15 protein-coding genes and 1 tRNA gene are annotated in these 18,242 nt (G+C 31.6%); 1 reads left to right on the forward strand and 15 read right to left on the reverse strand.

All coding sequences use genetic code 11. From position 1 onward, the window contains the following. Nucleotides 1-19: 19 nt before the first annotated feature. From ABNT22_RS04205 to ABNT22_RS04260, 12 genes are all read right to left on the reverse strand, one after another. Nucleotides 20-2,389: a polysaccharide biosynthesis tyrosine autokinase gene (locus tag ABNT22_RS04205; RefSeq protein WP_348714389.1), complete on the reverse strand. Its 2,370-nt coding sequence runs from the start codon at nucleotides 2,387-2,389 to the stop codon at nucleotides 20-22. A 5-nt stretch (nucleotides 2,390-2,394) separates the two neighbouring features. Continuing rightward, nucleotides 2,395-3,138: a polysaccharide biosynthesis/export family protein gene (locus tag ABNT22_RS04210; protein WP_348714391.1), complete on the reverse strand. Its 744-nt coding sequence runs from the start codon at nucleotides 3,136-3,138 to the stop codon at nucleotides 2,395-2,397. Nucleotides 3,139-3,160: 22 nt separating this feature from the next. Then, complete coding sequence (locus tag ABNT22_RS04215; protein WP_348714392.1) at nucleotides 3,161-5,071, reverse strand: nucleoside-diphosphate sugar epimerase/dehydratase; 1,911 nt, start codon at nucleotides 5,069-5,071, stop codon at nucleotides 3,161-3,163. A gap of 72 nt (nucleotides 5,072-5,143) precedes the next feature. Continuing rightward, a complete protein-coding gene (locus tag ABNT22_RS04220) occupies nucleotides 5,144-5,659 on the reverse strand; it encodes a DUF2892 domain-containing protein (RefSeq protein WP_348714393.1) in 516 nt (171 codons plus the stop codon). A gap of 53 nt (nucleotides 5,660-5,712) precedes the next feature. Further along, nucleotides 5,713-8,859: a cytochrome c biogenesis protein CcsA gene (ccsA, locus tag ABNT22_RS04225; protein WP_348714395.1), complete on the reverse strand. Its 3,147-nt coding sequence runs from the start codon at nucleotides 8,857-8,859 to the stop codon at nucleotides 5,713-5,715. 267 nt (nucleotides 8,860-9,126) lie between these two features. Further along, entirely contained in the window at nucleotides 9,127-10,005 is an 879-nt protein-coding gene (locus tag ABNT22_RS04230) for a phosphatidylserine decarboxylase (protein WP_348714396.1), read from the reverse strand. Between the two features lie 7 nt (nucleotides 10,006-10,012). Next, nucleotides 10,013-12,076: a methylmalonyl-CoA mutase gene (scpA, locus tag ABNT22_RS04235; protein WP_348714398.1), complete on the reverse strand. Its 2,064-nt coding sequence runs from the start codon at nucleotides 12,074-12,076 to the stop codon at nucleotides 10,013-10,015. Continuing rightward, nucleotides 12,069-13,415: a methylmalonyl-CoA mutase subunit beta gene (locus ABNT22_RS04240; RefSeq protein WP_348714399.1), complete on the reverse strand. Its 1,347-nt coding sequence runs from the start codon at nucleotides 13,413-13,415 to the stop codon at nucleotides 12,069-12,071. The genes scpA and ABNT22_RS04240 overlap by 8 nt, the downstream gene beginning before the upstream one ends. Further along, the gene (locus ABNT22_RS04245) at nucleotides 13,415-13,732 is read right to left on the reverse strand and encodes a septum formation initiator family protein (protein WP_348714400.1); all 318 of its coding nucleotides are present in this window, start codon (nucleotides 13,730-13,732) and stop codon (nucleotides 13,415-13,417) included. The genes ABNT22_RS04240 and ABNT22_RS04245 overlap by 1 nt, the downstream gene beginning before the upstream one ends. Before the next feature lies 1 nt (nucleotide 13,733). Next, nucleotides 13,734-14,339, reverse strand: a complete 606-nt coding sequence (gene udk / locus ABNT22_RS04250; protein WP_348715391.1) for a uridine kinase — start codon at nucleotides 14,337-14,339, stop codon at nucleotides 13,734-13,736. Nucleotides 14,340-14,431: 92 nt separating this feature from the next. Next, nucleotides 14,432-14,505 (reverse strand) — tRNA-Thr (locus tag ABNT22_RS04255). Nucleotides 14,506-14,817: 312 nt separating this feature from the next. Further along, complete coding sequence (locus ABNT22_RS04260; RefSeq protein ID WP_299109085.1) at nucleotides 14,818-15,048, reverse strand: hypothetical protein; 231 nt, start codon at nucleotides 15,046-15,048, stop codon at nucleotides 14,818-14,820. Between the two features lie 382 nt (nucleotides 15,049-15,430). Between ABNT22_RS04260 and ABNT22_RS04265 the strand changes: the two genes are divergently transcribed. Further along, complete coding sequence (locus tag ABNT22_RS04265; protein WP_348714402.1) at nucleotides 15,431-16,033, forward strand: DUF1684 domain-containing protein; 603 nt, start codon at nucleotides 15,431-15,433, stop codon at nucleotides 16,031-16,033. 25 nt (nucleotides 16,034-16,058) lie between these two features. Here ABNT22_RS04265 and ABNT22_RS04270 read toward each other — a convergent pair whose 3' ends face one another. Genes ABNT22_RS04270 through ABNT22_RS04280 form a run of 3 tightly spaced genes read right to left on the reverse strand, consistent with a single transcriptional unit; the run spans nucleotide 16,059 to nucleotide 18,168 of the window. After that, nucleotides 16,059-16,763 (reverse strand): crotonase/enoyl-CoA hydratase family protein, encoded by a 705-nt coding sequence (locus ABNT22_RS04270; RefSeq protein WP_348714404.1) that lies wholly within the window; start codon nucleotides 16,761-16,763, stop codon nucleotides 16,059-16,061. 1 nt (nucleotide 16,764) lies between these two features. Then, nucleotides 16,765-17,136 carry a fluoride efflux transporter CrcB gene (crcB, locus tag ABNT22_RS04275; protein ID WP_348714406.1) on the reverse strand — a complete coding sequence of 124 codons (372 nt, stop codon included), beginning with the start codon at nucleotides 17,134-17,136 and terminating at the stop codon, nucleotides 16,765-16,767. A 21-nt stretch (nucleotides 17,137-17,157) separates the two neighbouring features. Beyond that, nucleotides 17,158-18,168 (reverse strand): hypothetical protein, encoded by a 1,011-nt coding sequence (locus ABNT22_RS04280; protein WP_348714409.1) that lies wholly within the window; start codon nucleotides 18,166-18,168, stop codon nucleotides 17,158-17,160. Nucleotides 18,169-18,242 lie beyond the last annotated feature (74 nt).

Consider the following 18,242-nt stretch of genomic DNA (forward strand, 5'->3'; position numbering starts at 1 on the left):
TTTTAAGTTTCCCTTTTTTTTAACTAAATATCTTTTTATACCATGGTCTGTCATCTTCTTCAGGAACTCCATAACCATATCCGTAACCATAACCATAACCATATCCGTATCCACGCTTTAAATCGGTATCATTTAAAACAATTGCAAGGTTAGGTAATTTCTTTTCATTGTATAATGTTTGAGGAACTACGAGCATACGTTTGTCTAGATAATTCGCTCTTGTAACATACATTACCATGTCTGCATATTTTGCAATAAGTAAAGTATCAGTTACCAAGTTTACTGGAGCGGTATCAATAATTACATAGTCGTATTTTTCCTTTAACTCATTAAAAAGAGTTTCAATCTTTCCACTCATTAATAATTCAGCTGGATTAGGAGGAATGGCTCCCGATGCTATAATATCTAAATCTTTAATTTCAGGAATATTGAAAGTTAAAGATTCTAAGGTTGTTCCGTTATTAGCTAAATAATTAGTAATCCCTTTACGATCTGGAATCTCTAAGTATTCTGTAATCTTAGGGGCTCTTAAGTCCATTCCAGCTAAAACTACTTTTTTTCCTGATAATGTTAAAGAAGCTGCTAAATTGATTGAAGAGAATGACTTTCCTTCACCACTTGTTGTGGAAGTAACAAAAATTGTTTTTCCTTTGTCATGTGATACATTAGATAAAACAAAGTCTAAATTAGTTCTAATCAATCTAAACGCTTCAGCTGAACTAGATCTTGCATTAGAGTTAATTACTATTTTTTCTTTTACATGAGAATGAGGGATATCTCCTAAGAAAGGAATGTTTGTTAACTCTTCAATATCCTTTTTAGTATGAACTTTTGTGTCTAATAATTCTTTTAAATAAATGAAAGCAAAAGGAATTAGTAAGCCCAAAACTAGTGCAGCAAAGTATACCATTCTTTTTTTCGGACTTATAGGACTTCCATAACCAAATGCTGAGTCAATTATTTTTGCATTTGATATAGTGTTAGCTGTTAAAGTAATTGCTGTTTGTTCTTTTTTCTTTAATAAATAAGCATACAACCCAGCTATAATTTCTTGTTGCCTGTAAATATCGAAAAACTCCTTTTCTTTTGTAGGGATTGAAGATATTTTACTATTGTAAATATTATTTTCTCTTTTAAGGTTGTTTACAGCAATTTGCTGAGAAGATATTGTGTTTTCAATACTTCTTCTTAAAGATGATTTAATACTTTGAATATCGTTGTTTAAATCAATTAAAATAACATTTTTATTACCTGCACTTTTACTTAATTCTTCTTTTTTAGATATTAGGTTGTTATAGTTATTGATATACTTGCTAATATTGGCATCGTCTAAACCTAAATTAGCTGGAAGATAGCCTTCAGTATCTAACTCTTTTAAAAGAGATTTAGCTAAATTTAAATTTGTAGTTGCTTCAATTAATTTTTGTCTCGTTTCAAGATTTGTTGAAAGGTTTAAATCTACTTCTGTGGTGATATTTGTAATTTTGTTCTCATTCTTGAACTTCTCAACTTTACTGTCAATTTGAGAAAGTTCTTCTGTTACACTACTAAGTCTATCTAAAATAAAGTTTCTCGTTTTTATAGAAACTTCCTTTTTATCGTTAATCGCATCTAAATTATATTGATTCACCAACTCATTTAGAAAATCGATTGCTTTTTCTCTAATAGGAGAATTAAGAGAAAGTTTTAAAACACTTGATCTTCTATTCATTTGAGATATGACAAGGCGATTCTTGTAAGAACTAGCAATTAAGTCTACTGGTGTAATGGTTAACTTAAAAGTTTGGCCAACAGAATTTTTATTCAATAGGTTGGTTTTACTAATGGAAAAGCTACCTAATACATCGGTATAAATACTGTCATTAAAACTATGCTCGCCTAAAAGTTTTTGATTAACATCAAACAGTTTAAATTTATTTTCTGAAGCAATTTCTAGATTGTAATTAGCAAATAGCTTATCAACTTTAGTGCTGTCTTTGTTTAAATCTATAAATTTTAACTGCTGATCAGAGTAAACTTCTGATTCTTTAACTCTACCTTCTACAGAAAACGATTTGTTGAAATCAAGTTTTTTTACAACCGATGCAATTAATTGGCGGGATCTTAAAATCTCTACCTCATTTTCAATGTTTTTACCAGAGCCACCTATTCCTAAATCTTCAAAAGCAGCAAGTTCTTCCGATATTCCACTTTTCTTGTCATTTTTGATTAAAATGGTAGTATGAACACTATAAATAGGTGTGGAATACCTTAAATATAAGTAGGCAGCACTCAACATTAAAATAACTCCAAGTACAAACCATTTCCAATGAAATAGATACTTCTCTAATTCAGCTCGGATATTGAAATTTTCATTGTTTTCAATATATGATGAATGCTTTTTTTCCATAAAAATTATCTAGTTAGAATAGTAATTAGAGAAATTAATATTGATCCTACAGAGATAAACAACCCCGTGTTTTGATTGTACGAAGCACCTTGAGATTTTGCTTTATTTGGCTCAATATAAACTATGTCGTTTTGTTGCAAGTAATACGCTGGGGAACTAAATATTTTATCTGATTTAAGATCTAAAGAATAAGTGGTGATTTTATTATCCACTTCTCGTTTTACCTCTATGTTTCTAATACCAGAAATATTTAAATCTCCAGCAAAACCTATTGCTTCAATAATTGTTACTTTTTCATTAGGGATAATATAATTTCCAGGACTTTTAACATCTCCTAAAACAGTAATAGTAAAATTAGATATTCTAATGTTTACTGTTGGGTTTTTGATATAATCTGGATCAAGTTTTTCTTTAAAGTATTTAAGAGCTTCGCTTCGTGTAAGTCCTCCTAACTTGATTTGACCTAATAAAGGGAATTCGATGTTCCCATTATTATCAATAAGATAATCAACTGGTTTGGCGGTTTCTGAACTTCCTTGAATTAAATTAAAAGGCTTAGACGCAACTGGATCTAAAGATGATATTGAAATATTTAAAATGTCTCCTGGTTTAAAAACAGTTTCATAAGCCTTAACCTCTTGAGTCGGGGTTTTGTCATTTTGAAAGTAAACAATTTTCTTTTTAGAAACACATGAAGTAAATATTAAGGTATATATTACAAAAAAGAGTGTTTTTTTAATTTTTTGCATTGATATTTTTTTTGCGAAAGTACTAATTTAATTTTTCTTTGATTGCATCTAATTCTTGATAAATAGAGTTTTTAGAAATGTACTCCGGGACAATTTCTTTCATCAAAGAAACTGTATTTAAGTTGTTTATATTGTTATATGATGAGCAAAGCTTTTGTATTTTTCTTGAAATATACTCATTATCAATATCTTGAGTCTTAGCGATCATGATTTTTTCATGATATGTAGGAGTGGTATTTTCACCATTTGCTAAAAGTTCTTCGTATAATTTTTCTCCAGGCCTTAATCCAGTTATTTTAATATCAATGTCATCTGGATAAGAAAGTCCTGATAAATGAATCATTCTTTTAGCAATATCATATATTTTAACTGATTTCCCCATGTCAAAAATATATATTTCACCTCCGTTACCCATCGTTCCCGCTTCCAGTACTAAACGACATGCTTCGGGAATGGTCATAAAATAACGAGTAATTTCTTTATGAGTTACTGTTAAAGGACCTCCGTTTTCAATTTGTTTCTTAAATAAAGGGATAACCGATCCGTTAGAACCTAAAACATTTCCAAAACGAGTTGTAGTAAATTTGGTAGTATGTTCTTTGTTATTACTAAGACAAGTAATATACATTTCAGCAATTCGTTTTGTAGCTCCCATTACGTTAGTTGGATTCACGGCTTTGTCTGTTGAAACCATTACAAATCGTTCCACCTTATGTTTGATTGCTAAATCAGCTATATTTTTAGTTCCTAGGACATTGATTTTGACAGCCTCATAGGGTGATTTTTCCATTAAAGGAACATGTTTGTATGCAGCGGCGTGAAAAACTTTTTGAGGTTTAAACTCTTCAAAAATTTCATTCATACGGTTTACATCTCTAACGTCTGCTACAAAAGCCGTGAAGTTTGTGATACCATTTTGAACTAATTCTTGCTCGATTTCATACAGTGGAGATTCAGCTTGATCAACTAAAATAAGATGGTGTAGGTTGTATGAACTGAGCTGTCTTGAAATTTCAGATCCAATAGATCCCGCAGCTCCAGTAACCATTACCGTTTTGTTATTGACTTCTCTACTTACTATAGGGTTGTCAATTGATATTGGTTTTCTGTTTAATAAATCTTCAATCTTAACTTGTTTAATCTGTGTAGCCTCTAAATCACCATCAATCCATTTAGAAAGTGGTGGAACTATTTTAACTTTTGTTCCTAAGCTTAATAATTTATCTGTTAGTACAAGTAGCTTTTCAGATTTAATATTTTGAATTGAAATGATAATTTCATCGACGTCTTTTGTCTCTATAAAATTTTTGGTTAATCTATTCCCGTCGTAGATTTTTATTCGATCAATTTTTTTTCCTTGTTTTTTAGGGTCATCATCAATAAAACCTAATACTTCATATTTGTTTTTAGAATCTCTGTTTAAGGCACCATAGGTAATTAAACCAGAATCACCAGCTCCATAGATTAAAACGTTGGTAATGCTATCTAATTCTGTAGAAATTATTTCATAAAAAGCTTTAAAAACAAATCGGCTAATGATAAGGAGTATAACCGAGGTAAGAAAATGAATAATTATAATCGACTTTGGAATCGTTATAGATGGAAAAATTTTAAAAGTACTATTTATTAGAACTGCAATAATTACTAATGAAGACATTAGTGACAATCCAATAAATACATTAAATGCATCTCTAGTCCCAGTGTGTCTTATAATTCCTCTATAAGAACCTACACTTAAAAAACTAAATAGGGCTACCAAAGCTATAAATGGAAGTTGGTAGATTAGTTTTTCCGTATCAAAATTTAGCGAAGTGTTAAACCTGATAGTATAAGCAAGGATAAAAGAAAAGCATACTAAAATTATATCAATTATAAGTACAACCCATCTTGAGGCGTATTTATCTAAAGCTTTTAAAACCCAATTCTTTAACATTTATGATTTCTTGTTTGGGGTAAAAGTACAAAAACTAAAAAAAACAGTATGCGGATGAATCAAAAAGAGTTTTTATATTCTTTTCATTTGCTGTTTCATCATTTGCATTTGCTCCTTTAGCATACCATGTTTGTCAAGTTTTTTAGCTTCATTCATTAACATAGTCGCTTCGCGTTTTCTACGTTTGGTCATAGCAATACCTGCTAATTGTAATTTAGCCATTGCTAAATCATGATCCATTGCCAAGCCTAGTTTTACCGCTTTTTTCAAGAACTTCTCTGCTTTGGTTATGTTTGTTTGAGATAACATAATACCATGTAAATAGTTATAATAACCTTCTTGCTTTTGGGTTAATGCCGCAGATGGATTTTTGATATATCCTAACCATTTTTGAGCTCCTTCAAAATCCTGCTTTCTTAATTTTAAGAACGCTAATAATATAAACTCATTCTTAAAATATAATAAAATGAATATACCAGTTAGAAGTAAAATGGCAATTCCATTACCTATTTCTCCTTGAGTAAAACTATATACTGCCCAAGCTAAAGTTAATGCAGCTAAAACTAATTTTATATTCTTATTAAACATGTTTCAATTTTTTAAAAGCGGCACAAAAGTACATTTTTATACCTAATTGTTCGTTATTTTTGGTAAAACTTCTTGTATTTAAACCATGAGATGACCCCTAAAACAGTTACAAAAGTAATTGAATAGTATACAGAGTTTGGAGTAATTACTTTATCACCACTTGCATAAGAGTGTAATCCTGCTAAATAGAAGTTTACACCGAAATAGGTCATCATAATTGAAGCAAAAGCAATTATAGACCATAAATGAAATGTGTATTTACCTCTTAAACCAGGTATTAATCTCATGTGTAATACAAAAGCGTATACCATAATTGAAATTAGAGCCCAAGTTTCTTTTGGATCCCATCCCCAATATCTACCCCAACTTTCATTGGCCCACATACCTCCTAAAAAGTTACCAATGGTTAGCATAACCAACCCAACAGTTAATGCCATTTCGTTAATAACTGTTAGTTCTTTTAGGTGTAAATCCATTTTCTTCTTATTATTTTCATTGGTAAAAACAACCAAGAATAAAGCAAAAATTCCTAAGATCATTCCAAGAGCAAAAGGTCCATAACTGGCTACAATGATAGATACATGAACATACAACCACCAAGAGTTTAAAACTGGTTGAAGGTTAGCAATTTCAGGATCCAACCAATTTTGGTTTGCAAAGAATAAAATGATTGCCGCTAAGAATGTAGTTGCTGCAATAGTTAATGAAGAGTTTTTACCCAGTATTAAACCAAATAACATGGTTGCTAATCCAACAAAAATAATGGATTCATAGGCATTACTCCAAGGAGCATTTCCACTAATGTACCATCGCATGGCCAATCCTGTTAAGTGGGCTATAAACAAAACAATGATAATTCCTATAAAAGCTTTTACCACATAGTTGATCCAGGGTTTATTGTTGAATATTTGTAAAAAGACAAATACAATCATTAACAAACTAACTATTCCATAGTATCTTGAGAGCTGAACAAATATGTTTGCTTTGTTGTAAGCTATTTCTAATTGAATTTTGTCTTCTGCTGGAATTACTTCAGCTCCAAACTTTCTTTGAAACTTCTTTATACCATCTAATATTTTACTAGTTTCAGTATAATTTCCTGTTTGTTTCGAATTCTGTAATAATTGAAAATATACAGGTAGAGATTGTCTTACAAAAACAGAATCGGTTCCTTTAAAATTAGCTTGTAAAGTTTCTGGTTGAGATACCCACTTGTTTTCTTCATTGTTTGGTACAGGGTAAATACGTAAAATACTACCACTTAGCGCTTGTGAAAGTAAGTACACTCTGCGTTCAATTTTTATAGCATCTTGTTCTAGTTTACTTTGAATACGTTTTTTTTGCGCTTCAACTGCTAAATGTGAAATTTTAGAAGATCCATCTGGGTTGTAAAAATCGATAAAGCGAGCATATTGTACATCTTTTGGTAATCCAAGTGCTTCTCTAATTTGTGTATTTCCTTTTTCTAAATAAATAAAAGGAACATTTAACCAAAACATCGGAGCTTCAGTAATTGATACTAAAATCTGACTAGGAGTTAATCCTCTAAAGCTATCTGTATGCGCAACTTTTCTAACCAATTCAGAGGCAAAAGTATGTGCAGGTTTCATTCTTCCTCCTGCATCTTGAATTACTAATTGGCTAAAAGAATCTGCATGCTCTTTTGAAACAATCGATTTTTGTAAAATAGAATCGATTTGTATATCAGTTAATTTTTTTGGTTGGTGTTGCTTATGTTGAGCAAAAGAAACGGTGCTTAAAAATAATAGTATGGCAGAAATGGTAGCTTTCTTTTTTCTTATTTTTTCTAAAGATTTTTTCAAATCTGCAAAACGAGTGTTTTTAATAAATAACGAAGCTACTAGCCCAAAGAATAATAAAAAGTAACCAATGTAAGTTATGGTAGTACCCCAAAAGTCATGGTTTACAGATAAGTGTGTTTGTTCAATTTCTTGCCCAGCATTGCTGTAGCTAGCTTGGAACAATCGATAACCTTTGTGATTTAATATGGTATTCATGAAAATTCTAAAGTCAAAAGTTTCTTTATCATCAATAACTGTTACTTCACTAGCGTACGAAGCTGCGTTTTCAGAACCAGGATATTTTTCTAATTGGAAATCGTTTAGTTTTACTTTAAATGGAGTAGTATATCTTTTAGCGCCATACCAAGCTCTAAAGTTTAGGTCTCCTAGACTAAAGGTTTCTATATTATCTACATTAAATTGTCCTCCTGTTAAAGAAATGCGTTCTGTTTTTCCTGCTGAAGTAACATCAAAAACAACCATATCGTATTTTTTAGGGTCTTTTTCTCCTCTAACTGTTCTTACTTCTCCTTTTATAGGGTATTGCGGAACAACAAAAGGTAATCCAGAGACATTATATAAAGAACGTAATTTGAAGTTTTGTACAGTATCTTTTGTAACAAGCCCTTTTTCTTGTGTAGCCATTACTTGAAAAGTACCTTCAGACTTTGTAAGGATTTTTAAGGTATCGCCACTTTTAAAAATATTGATGTTCGCATTTCCATCTTTTGCATCAAATCCAACTAGAATATTATGAACATTTTGAATGGTTCCTCTTTTGATAAAGTGCTCGTGTCTACTTCCACTAGAACTTTCAACGAATTTTATATGTTCCACTCCGTTTTCATCTTCGATAAACTTTTTCTCCGCCCATGGAATATAATCAACAAGGTTAAATGCTATTTCATGTTCTTTTCCATCTTTTTTAGGTTGAAAAGACTCAGTAAAATTGGCAGTATTAGAACCCCATGCAGAAAGAAGTAATTTGTTGTGCGTTTCTTTCTGAAATTCATTGTCATCTATAATAACGTTTAAGTAGTTTGTGTCAGAAAAAAAGGTATTGGTAGTTTCCCCTTCATCAATAATCATTAAACCTTCGAAACTAATATAACGGGTAATACCTGCACCAATGAGTACAAATAAAAACGCTACGTGAAAAAGTAAAACAGACCATTTTTCTTTTTTATATAGACGATATCTAAAAATATTTCCAAAGAAATTAATCACAAAGAAGATCATAATAACTTCAAACCACCAAGTGTTATAAACCAAAGCTTTTGAGGTTTGGGTTCCGAAATCATTTTCAATAAAAGTAGCAACTCCCATCGCTATGGCAAAGACAAAGAAAAGAACGGCCATTAGGCGAGTTGAGTATAGTATATTAAGGAGCTTTTTCATTATAAAATTACGTATAAATAAAACGATGCAAATTTACGGATTAAAGCGTTAATAGCCTTATGATTTGAATCATTATTTAAGGAAAGATAGGGTGTTAATTTTAAGTTAAAACGGGTATATTGAAACAGATCTCGTTATAAATAGTTGCGAAGATGTCTTGTGAGAACGAGCAAAAAAGAAAAGAATACGGTAAGAGTTGGTAAGAATTTACTTAGTAAAGTAAGTATGCTTATAAGAAAGTCCTTAGTAATTTTACTAAGGACTTTCTTATAAACCTATTTTTTCACCCATTTTAACGGCGGTTTCAATGTTGTTTTGGGTGTTTTTTATAATGTCTTTGTCAATGGTGATTTTTTCTTTATCAATAAGCAAAACAATGGTTGAGCCACCAAATGCAAAATACCCCATTTCATCCCCTTTTTGAACTTTCGAGTTTGGGGTAAAGGTTTCTATAATTGCACCTACCATAGTAGCGCCTACTGGAGCAATTAAAACGTCACCTTTATCTGTTGTTTGTAATTCGCAAAACTCACGTTTGTTTTCGCAAAAGACTTTGGTGAAATTAGAAGCTAATGCATAAGGAGAAACAGAAAAGTAGTCACCTTTAATTTTTGTCATATCAGAAGCTATTCCTTCGTAAGGGAAGTGATAACGATGATAATCGTTTGGAGCTAATCGTAAGATTAAAAGTGAAGCGTTTTTATATTTTTCGGCTAATGAAGTACTATTTAAAAACTCTTTTAAAGTGAATTTTCTTCCTTTTACAAAGAAGTTGTGAATGTCTGAAACGTTTTCAAAAGCGATCAGTTTTCCGTCCCCAGGACTCACAAATCCGTTTTCAATTGGACGAGCGTTTGGTTTAAGTTTTCGGTAGAAGAAATCATTAAAAGAAGTGAATTCTGAAACTGATTTTTCAGATTCGTTCATGTCAATTCCTAGTTTGTCAACAAAACCTTGGATTTTCTTCACAGAAGAAGCTTTGCTCATCATTTTTCCATAACGAGAAGATAAGGCCTTGCGCTTTACCATAGGTAATAGTGCAACCTTACCAAAAGGGTTTTGATATAAAAGCTTTAAAAACCCCTCTCCAGGTGGAGTTTCGGTTATTAAAGTTCCTGATTTTCTATCAATGTACTGTATTTTCATATTTCAATTATTCTTCTGTGCTATCAATTAAAATAGTTAGCATGTCTATGGCAGCTTGAGCAATTTTAGTTCCAGGACCAAAAATACCTACGGCACCAGCGTCAAACAAAAATTGATAGTCTTGTGCAGGAATTACTCCTCCAACAATTACCATTATATCTTCTCTACCGTACTTTTTAAGTTCGCCAATTACTTGCGGAACTAAGGTTTTATGTCCGGCAGCTAAAGAAGAGATACCAATAATGTGTACATCATTCTCAATAGCTTGTTTCGTTGCTTCAATAGGTGTTTGAAATAAAGGTCCTATATCAACATCAAAACCAAGATCAGCATATCCAGTGGCAACTACTTTTGCACCGCGATCATGTCCGTCTTGCCCTAGTTTAGCTATCATAATACGAGGTCTACGACCTTCTAATTCTGCAAATTTATCGGCTAGTTGGGTTGCTTCTTTAAATAAAGCATCGTCTTTTATTTCTTTACTATACACACCGCTAATTGTTTTATGTACTGCTTTATGTCTTCCGAAAATAGTTTCTAAAGCATCAGAAATTTCACCTAAAGTAGCTCTGTTTCTCGCAGCTTTTACAGCTAAATCTAATAAATTTCCATTACCCGTTTTAGCGCATTCTGTTAAATCTTCTAGAGATTGAGTAACATCATCTTCATTTCTTTCTGATTTTAGCTCGTTTAGCCTATTGATTTGAGATTGACGAACGGCTTCATTATCTACTTCTAAAATGTGTAAAGGATCTTCTTCTTTTAATTGATATTTATTTACACCAACAATTACATCTTGACCACTATCTATCTTAGCTTGTTTTTTCGCGGCGGCTTCTTCAATACGCATTTTAGGAATTCCTTTTTCAATTGCTTTAGTCATTCCTCCTAATTCTTCAACTTCTTGAATTAATTCCCAAGCTTTGTTGGCGATGTTTTCTGTTAATTCTTCAACATGGTAACTACCAGCCCACGGATCTACTGTTTTAGTAATGTGCGTTTCTTGTTGTAAATATATTTGAGTATTACGAGCAATTCTTGCAGAGAAGTCAGTAGGTAGGGCAATTGCCTCGTCTAACGCGTTGGTGTGTAAGCTTTGTGTTCCTCCAAAAGCAGCTGCCATTGCTTCAATTGTTGTACGAGCTACATTGTTAAACGGATCTTGTTCTGTTAAACTCCAACCACTTGTTTGGCAATGAGTTCTTAAAGCCAAAGATTTTGGGTTGTTAGGGTTGAATTGCTTAACGATTTTAGCCCAAAGCATTCTACCAGCACGCATTTTTGCTATTTCAGTAAAATGATCCATTCCAATTGCCCAGAAAAAAGAAAGACGCGGGGCAAATGCATCAATGTCCATTCCTGCTTCTAATCCCTTTCTAATATATTCCAGTCCGTCTGCAAGCGTATAAGCTAATTCAATTTCTGGAGTAGCACCCGCTTCTTGCATATGGTATCCTGAGATAGAGATTGAATTAAATTTTGGCATGTTCTTACTGGTATATTCGAATATATCAGCAATAATTTTCATAGAAGGAGTAGGAGGGTAGATGTATGTGTTTCGTACCATAAACTCCTTTAAGATATCATTTTGAATAGTTCCAGAAAGCAGCTCTGGTTTTACTCCTTGTTCTTCTGCTGCTATTATGTAAAAAGCTAATACAGGTAGTACAGCTCCATTCATTGTCATAGAAACCGACATTTTATCTAATGGAATCTGGTCAAATAAGACTTTCATGTCTTCTACAGAATCTATTGCCACACCTGCTTTACCAACATCTCCTTGAACACGTTCGTGATCAGAATCATATCCACGGTGTGTAGCTAAATCAAAGGCTACAGAAAGTCCTTTTTGTCCGGCTGCTAAATTTCTTCTATAAAAAGCGTTACTTTCTTCTGCTGTAGAGAACCCTGCATATTGACGAATTGTCCATGGTCTACGAACATACATAGTAGAGTATGGTCCACGTAAGTTTGGTGCAATACCTGCAACAAAACTTTCGTGTTTACGATTTTCAATATTCGATTGTTGATTTTTATCGATACTGATATTTGAAATATCTTTTCTACTCATGGTCTAAACGTTCTTGTTCAAGTTTTTCGGCTAATCTTTTCTGAATGATAGGTTCAATTAACGTTTTTTGATTTCTAACTTTTACAAAAGGATTTACTTCTAAATCATTCTTCATTCGATCCTTTTCATTTTGAATTTTGTTAGTTCCTAATAAAACAAGTTCACCATTATCAAATTGTTCTTGTTCCTTAGTTGCCGATTCTTTTATTTTTCGTTGAATAACCCCTTCTTTGAGTTGTTTTAAAAAGCCTCCAGCTTGTTCTATCAATTTGAAAATTTCTAAGGCCTTTTCTGCTAACTGGTCTGTTAGGGCTTCTATATAGTAAGCTCCATCAGCAAAATGTTGAGCTTCCGATAGGTAGCTTTCTTGCTGAAGTGTTAATAGTTGATTTCTAGAGATTCTTTCTCCAAATTCATTAGAGTTATGGAAAATTCTATCATAAGCGACATTAGATACTGTATTTGAACCTCCCAATATAGCGCTCATGCATTCAGATGTTGTACGTAACATATTTACATTATAGTCATACAAAGTTTTGTTACGTAAACTTGGTTGTGTAAATATATGGGCTTCAGTTTTTTCTACCTTATATTCTGTTAAAAGAGAGTTCCATAAAATTCGAAAAGCTCTTAGTTTGGCTATTTCAAAGAAATAATTGCTTCCAACAGAAAAGTTGAAGTGTATTTTTGAAGCGACCTCTCCACCAAAATGATTTAAATATTCATTTGCATGGGTTAAAGCGTATGCTAATTGTTGTGTGCAGTTGGCTCCTGCATTTTGATAAATAGAAACATTAATAGCTAAACTATTGTTGTTTTTGATAATGTTTTCCAGTTCGGAATGATCATCTTTAAGGTTTTGATACCAGTTACCAGTACTTGCTAGTTTTCCAATGATATCATTGTTGAAAAAAACCTTGCTTGAATTTGTATAGTTAGATACTTCAGAAACAAAACTTGCATCAAGAAATTCAAGTTTAAAATAAATATAAGTTTCTTGAAGGTTGATAGTATTCAATAAGGTTTTGAAATCAATTTTTTCTTTGATAAGAAACTCAATTGCAGAAGCTCCTCTTTCTAAAGCATCAATAGCTAAGGCATTGGCTTCTTTTTCATTTGAAACTATAATGCTTTGACAAATAGCAAAACCTTTTTTAGGAAGGTTAACTATTTGATGAGTTCTATCTTCTTTAGTATAAAAAGGTTTTACGGTAATTCCTTCATTAGTTTTCCAAAGAAGGGTGTCATTGTAGTCGGCACCTTTTAAATCTACTTGAATTTTTTGTTTCCAAGCGTTAGGAGATACTCCTTCGAAATCTTTAAATAAATAATTGCTCATTATTTCTGTATAGTATCAAATTCGATAATGTAAATATCTTCATTATCTTTTTTCATTAAATATTTTTCACGAGCGTAACGCTCTAGCTCCAAAGAATCTTGAAGTTTTTTAATGGTTTCTTTGTCTTCAGCGATCTTTTTTTGATGAAATTCAATCCAAGTTTTTAATTCTTTTACTTCCTTGTTAAATTCTCTATGAGTAAGATACGAATTTTCATCAAAAAATAACATCCAAACAACAAATACGGTAAGAATCACTACGTAAATATTTGTAGCAATTCTAAATGTTGGTTTGTTTTTTATGGATTTAAAGTTCATCTTATAATCGATCGCTAATTACAGTTCTAACGATGTCAATTGCAACAGTATTGTACCTGTCGTTAGGAATAATAATATCCGCGTAGTTTTTGGTAGGTTCAATAAATTGTTGGTGCATTGGTTTTAAGGTACTCTGATAACGACTAAGTACTTCGTCAATATCTCTTCCTCTTTCTTTGATGTCTCTTCGTACACGACGTATTAAACGCTCATCTGCATCTGCGTGAACGAATACCTTTATATCACAAAGGTTTCTTAAATCTTTATTATTGAATATTAAGATACCTTCAATAATAATAACCTTTCTTGGGTGCGTTTTTATGGTGTCTTTGGTTCTATTATGAGCAACAAATGAATAAACAGGTTGCTCTATAACTTCTCCATTTTTTAATTGTCTTAAATGTTCTACTAATAATTCGAAATCAATGGCTCGAGGATGGTCGAAGTTTATTTTGGTTCTTTCTTCGTATGTTAAATCGTCTGTTTGCTTGTAGTAAGAATCTTGAGAAATAACACAAACCTCATCAGCAGGTAATTCATTAATAATTTGATTTACTACAGTGGTTTTTCCACTTCCAGTACCTCCTGCAATACCAATAACAAATATATTTTTCATGTAGTGTTTTTAGATGAAACAAATTTAGGAAAATTAGCGTACAAAAAAAGCGCTAACTTTAAGTTAGCGCTTTTGTTTTTTTGAGCCGATAGAGGGACTCGAACCCACGACCTGCTGATTACAAATCAGCTGCTCTAGCCAGCTGAGCTATATCGGCTTTTTGCTTTAGCGGTTGCAAATATAGAAGCTTTTTTGAATTTGACAAAGCACTTTTTGTGTTTTTTTAAACTTTTTTTGATTGATTTTTTTATGTGTTTTATTTTGAGGTGGTTGAGTGTTGGTGAAAATAGTTGTTTTATGAAGGGGCTATGAATATTAATGAAGATTTCTAGAATAATAATCTTGCGACATAAAAAAACTCACAAGTATTATATAATTGTGAGTTTTATCAAGAATAAAATTGTAATTGTCTAGAAATTGAAATTTCTAAAACGTACTGTTATATAACGAAGGTTATTTGTAAATAGTATTATGCAGTTAAAGGTTTTCCTTTTAAACGTTTGTCAATACGTTGCTTTACTACCGTTAAACGCTTCATTATCTCCATAAGGCTACTTTCTTTCGTTTGTTTGTATACCTCATTGATTTCTAATATTAAAGCTTTAGCTTCACGAGAAGCTAAAATTCTGTCACTGGTAGTAACGAACTTAAATTTTCTGTTTTCAAACTCTTCTGCTCTATCTAATAAATCTGAATTCATACATTCTTAGTTTTTTAAATTAACTTTAGCAATTCAATAATAAATAGTTTAGTAGTTGACTTTTATAATTGTTAAAGCTCTTAGTTTTAAACGATATAGCTAATCGGATAAAATTAAGGGCGACAAATTTAGAGTTATTTTTGAATTATTTATAGTGATATGTATAAAATTTAATTATAAAGTTATTATTTATACTTATACTTTTTAAATTAAATTCAACCCGTTTTTTTGTGATTAGCAATTACCTCTCTCTTAACCAAATATAATAAACGATTTTGAAATTTTAAAGTGTTTTGCTTAAAAATTAACAATAATTAAACGTTTTTTGGTGATAATGTTAAGATGTTGTTAGTTTTGTCATTTTAAACCTTTGTTTGATTTTATGAAAAAAGTAGCAATTTTATTTTTATTAGTTTTTGGTTTAGCATGTAATAGTGCCCAGAAAAGAAAGCCAAAAGGAGAAACCGATTTTCAAAAGGAAATGAATGCTAAATTTAAAGATGCTACCACCTCTCCTTTAACCAAAAAAGGATTAAGAAAGTTTAAAGGATTAGATTTTTTTCCTGTTAATACTAAATTTAAAGTAAAAGCCAAACTTGTAAAAACTCCAGATAGTCCCATTTTAAATTTTCCTACAACTACCGAAAGGATAGTTATGTATAAAAAGTATGGTACAGTTAGTTTTATAATTGATGGTGTTACATATGAATTGGCTATCTATAAAGATGAGTTCCCAGAAAAAGGGTATGAAAATCATTTGTTTCTTCCTTTTTTGGATAAGACTAATGGGGAAACATCATATGCAGGAGGAAGGTTTATTGATGTGTTAACCACCGATGAAAAGGAAGGAGTGTTAGAAATAGATTTTAACCATGCTTACAATCCGTATTGCGCATATAGTGATCGCTATTCTTGTCCAATTACACCAAGAGATAATTATTTAGATATAGAGATAGAAGCTGGAGTAATGGCTTATAAAAAATAGAAAAACCAGCAAATGCTGGTTTTCTTTATTTTGTTGGAGGTTTTAAGCCTTCCTTAGTATCTTGTTCAATGGCATTATAAATGCTTTCTAGATAATGCTTCCTTAGTTTTAGTTTTGTTTCTTTATGAGCTCTAAAATTTAATTTAGCAAACATTTCTGCAATTTTTATTGCGGTTGGAAGAAGGTGGTCTTGCGGTACTGTTTTATCTAAGAAACCTGCATTTACAGCATCCTTAGGGGTGTATATTTCAGAATTGCTTACACTTCTTTCGAAATAAACGGGCGCTAGGCGAGCTTTAGCTATTTCAATACCAGCATTGTGCATTGTCATTCCAATCATAACTTCATTTAAGCCGATTTTAAAGTTACCTTCTGTTCCTAGACGGTAATCTGCAGATAATAATAAAAAGGCTCCTTTTGCTATGGCATGACCATTACAGGCAATTATTATAGGGTACGGGAAAGATAACATTCTGTGTGAAAGTTTAGAACCTTTTGTTACTAATTCTAAAGCTGATTCAGGAGAACTAGTCATTGTTTTTAAATCATAACCCCCAGAAAAAATACCATCTTGTCCAGTTAATATGACTACTTTTTGGTTTTCTTCCGCTTTGTCTAAAGCTTGATTTAAGCCATCAGCAACTTCGTGAGAAATAGCATTTGCTTTTCCATTTTTAATGGTAACTAAAGCATAAATCTCCTCTTCTTTATATACTACAAATTCATTCATTCTATATAAGTTTTGTTAAATACATACCAAAGAAAACAGCTAAAAAACCGAGAATAAAACTTGCTATAGTATACATGGCAAAGCTCATGAAATCGCCAGATTTTAAAAAGACATGATTCTCATAGGCAAAGGAAGAGAAAGTAGTAAATCCACCACAAAACCCCGTAGCTAATAACAACGTTTGATTTTGATTTAAGGTTTGGCTTTTGGCAGCTAAACCTAAAATAAGACCAATTAATAAACTTCCTAAAACATTCGCTAAGAAAGTTCCGTAAGGAATCCCTGATGTTGAACTATTAAGACTTTTACCAAGTATGTATCTGCATACGCTTCCAAGTCCACCTCCTAAGAATACAAGTAATAACTGTTTCATTATTTGCGAATATAAGAAAACCTACTTTTTTGTGGCTCTTTTTATCGCATTGCTAATAGCTTTAAAATGTTTTGGTTTTAAATTATAACCTAACGGCGCATATTCTTTGTAAATAGTTTCCCCAGTTAGAGAATTAACAACTTGTATAAAACGATCTGTATTCATTCTACAATATCTGAAATAGTAAAATTCTTCACCCTTCATAATTCTATCGCTGATAGTCTCTACTTTTTCTATTTGAAATTCGTATTTGTATTTTTTGAATAATTCCTTAGTGTATTCGCTATACATAATACGATCTTCTCCTGTAAGTGGGTTGAATTTTATGTTTAAATAACTCGGAATGTATAGTTTCTGTTTAGCAAGTTTAGCGAGTTCTTTGGATTTGTTTTCGCTATATAGCCAATAGGCTTCTCTTGTTTCTAAAAGGTTGCTTAGTTTTTGGAAATAGTTTTTTAAAAACCCTGGTTGGTAATTTTGAAAAACTTCTTTGGTGTACATTTCGTCTACGATGCTCTTTTTTTCTCCTCCTAGCAATTCGTTTACAAAATTTTCTTTAGGGCTTAAGTAAGAAATAGCAAGGAGGTTAGTGTTATTAGAGATTGTTTTCTCGTATTTCTCATCCGTTAACTTGTTTTGGTTTCGTAGTTTTTTAAATCTGGCTTTTATCTTTTCATTATTGTAAGAATGTAATCTTGTATTGAAATACAAGTAAAAGGTGTTTTGCGTTCTTACTTTTACACCATATAAATTAATGAATGAATAATTACCATCAAGATAATCTTCAATGTTATAATCTTTAGGGGTAACTATTTTATAGGGAGTTACTTTCCAACTGTCTTTTAAAATTTTATCATAAGTCTCAACGTCATAAATTTCTGAAAGTATAAAGATAGTGGTTGATTTTTTAAAATTTTCATATGTTTTTTTGTCAACTTTTTTGCGTCCGCTATAGGGTTTAGAACTAAAACCTATTTGCGCATGTGTATAAAAACTAAAGAATAATAGTAGTAGGGTAAGTAGTTTTTTCATGATTTAATTTTTGTCGGGCGAAGATACGTAAGTCTGCCAAAATTTCCTGTTTTTTAATTTGGTACGGTTATCGC

It is taken from the genome of Tenacibaculum sp. 190130A14a (genome assembly GCF_964048965.1).
GTDB lineage: Bacteria > Bacteroidota > Bacteroidia > Flavobacteriales > Flavobacteriaceae > Polaribacter > Polaribacter polynesiense.

Excerpts from the sequence above, each read along its gene's own strand:
- ABNT22_RS04205 (WP_348714389.1), bottom strand. The coding sequence starts at position 2,389 with ATGGAAAAAAAGCATTCATCATATATTGAAAACAATGAAAATTTCAAT.
- ABNT22_RS04210 (WP_348714391.1), bottom strand. The coding sequence starts at position 3,138 with ATGCAAAAAATTAAAAAAACACTCTTTTTTGTAATATATACCTTAATA.
- ABNT22_RS04215 (WP_348714392.1), bottom strand. The coding sequence starts at position 5,071 with ATGTTAAAGAATTGGGTTTTAAAAGCTTTAGATAAATACGCCTCAAGA.
- ABNT22_RS04220 (WP_348714393.1), bottom strand. The coding sequence starts at position 5,659 with ATGTTTAATAAGAATATAAAATTAGTTTTAGCTGCATTAACTTTAGCT.
- ccsA (WP_348714395.1), bottom strand. The coding sequence starts at position 8,859 with ATGAAAAAGCTCCTTAATATACTATACTCAACTCGCCTAATGGCCGTT.
- ABNT22_RS04230 (WP_348714396.1), bottom strand. The coding sequence starts at position 10,005 with ATGAAAATACAGTACATTGATAGAAAATCAGGAACTTTAATAACCGAA.
- scpA (WP_348714398.1), bottom strand. The coding sequence starts at position 12,076 with ATGAGTAGAAAAGATATTTCAAATATCAGTATCGATAAAAATCAACAA.
- ABNT22_RS04240 (WP_348714399.1), bottom strand. The coding sequence starts at position 13,415 with ATGAGCAATTATTTATTTAAAGATTTCGAAGGAGTATCTCCTAACGCT.
- ABNT22_RS04245 (WP_348714400.1), bottom strand. The coding sequence starts at position 13,732 with ATGAACTTTAAATCCATAAAAAACAAACCAACATTTAGAATTGCTACA.
- ABNT22_RS04260 (WP_299109085.1), bottom strand. The coding sequence starts at position 15,048 with ATGAATTCAGATTTATTAGATAGAGCAGAAGAGTTTGAAAACAGAAAA.
- ABNT22_RS04265 (WP_348714402.1), top strand. The coding sequence starts at position 15,431 with ATGAAAAAAGTAGCAATTTTATTTTTATTAGTTTTTGGTTTAGCATGT.
- ABNT22_RS04270 (WP_348714404.1), bottom strand. The coding sequence starts at position 16,763 with ATGAATGAATTTGTAGTATATAAAGAAGAGGAGATTTATGCTTTAGTT.
- crcB (WP_348714406.1), bottom strand. The coding sequence starts at position 17,136 with ATGAAACAGTTATTACTTGTATTCTTAGGAGGTGGACTTGGAAGCGTA.
- ABNT22_RS04280 (WP_348714409.1), bottom strand. The coding sequence starts at position 18,168 with ATGAAAAAACTACTTACCCTACTACTATTATTCTTTAGTTTTTATACA.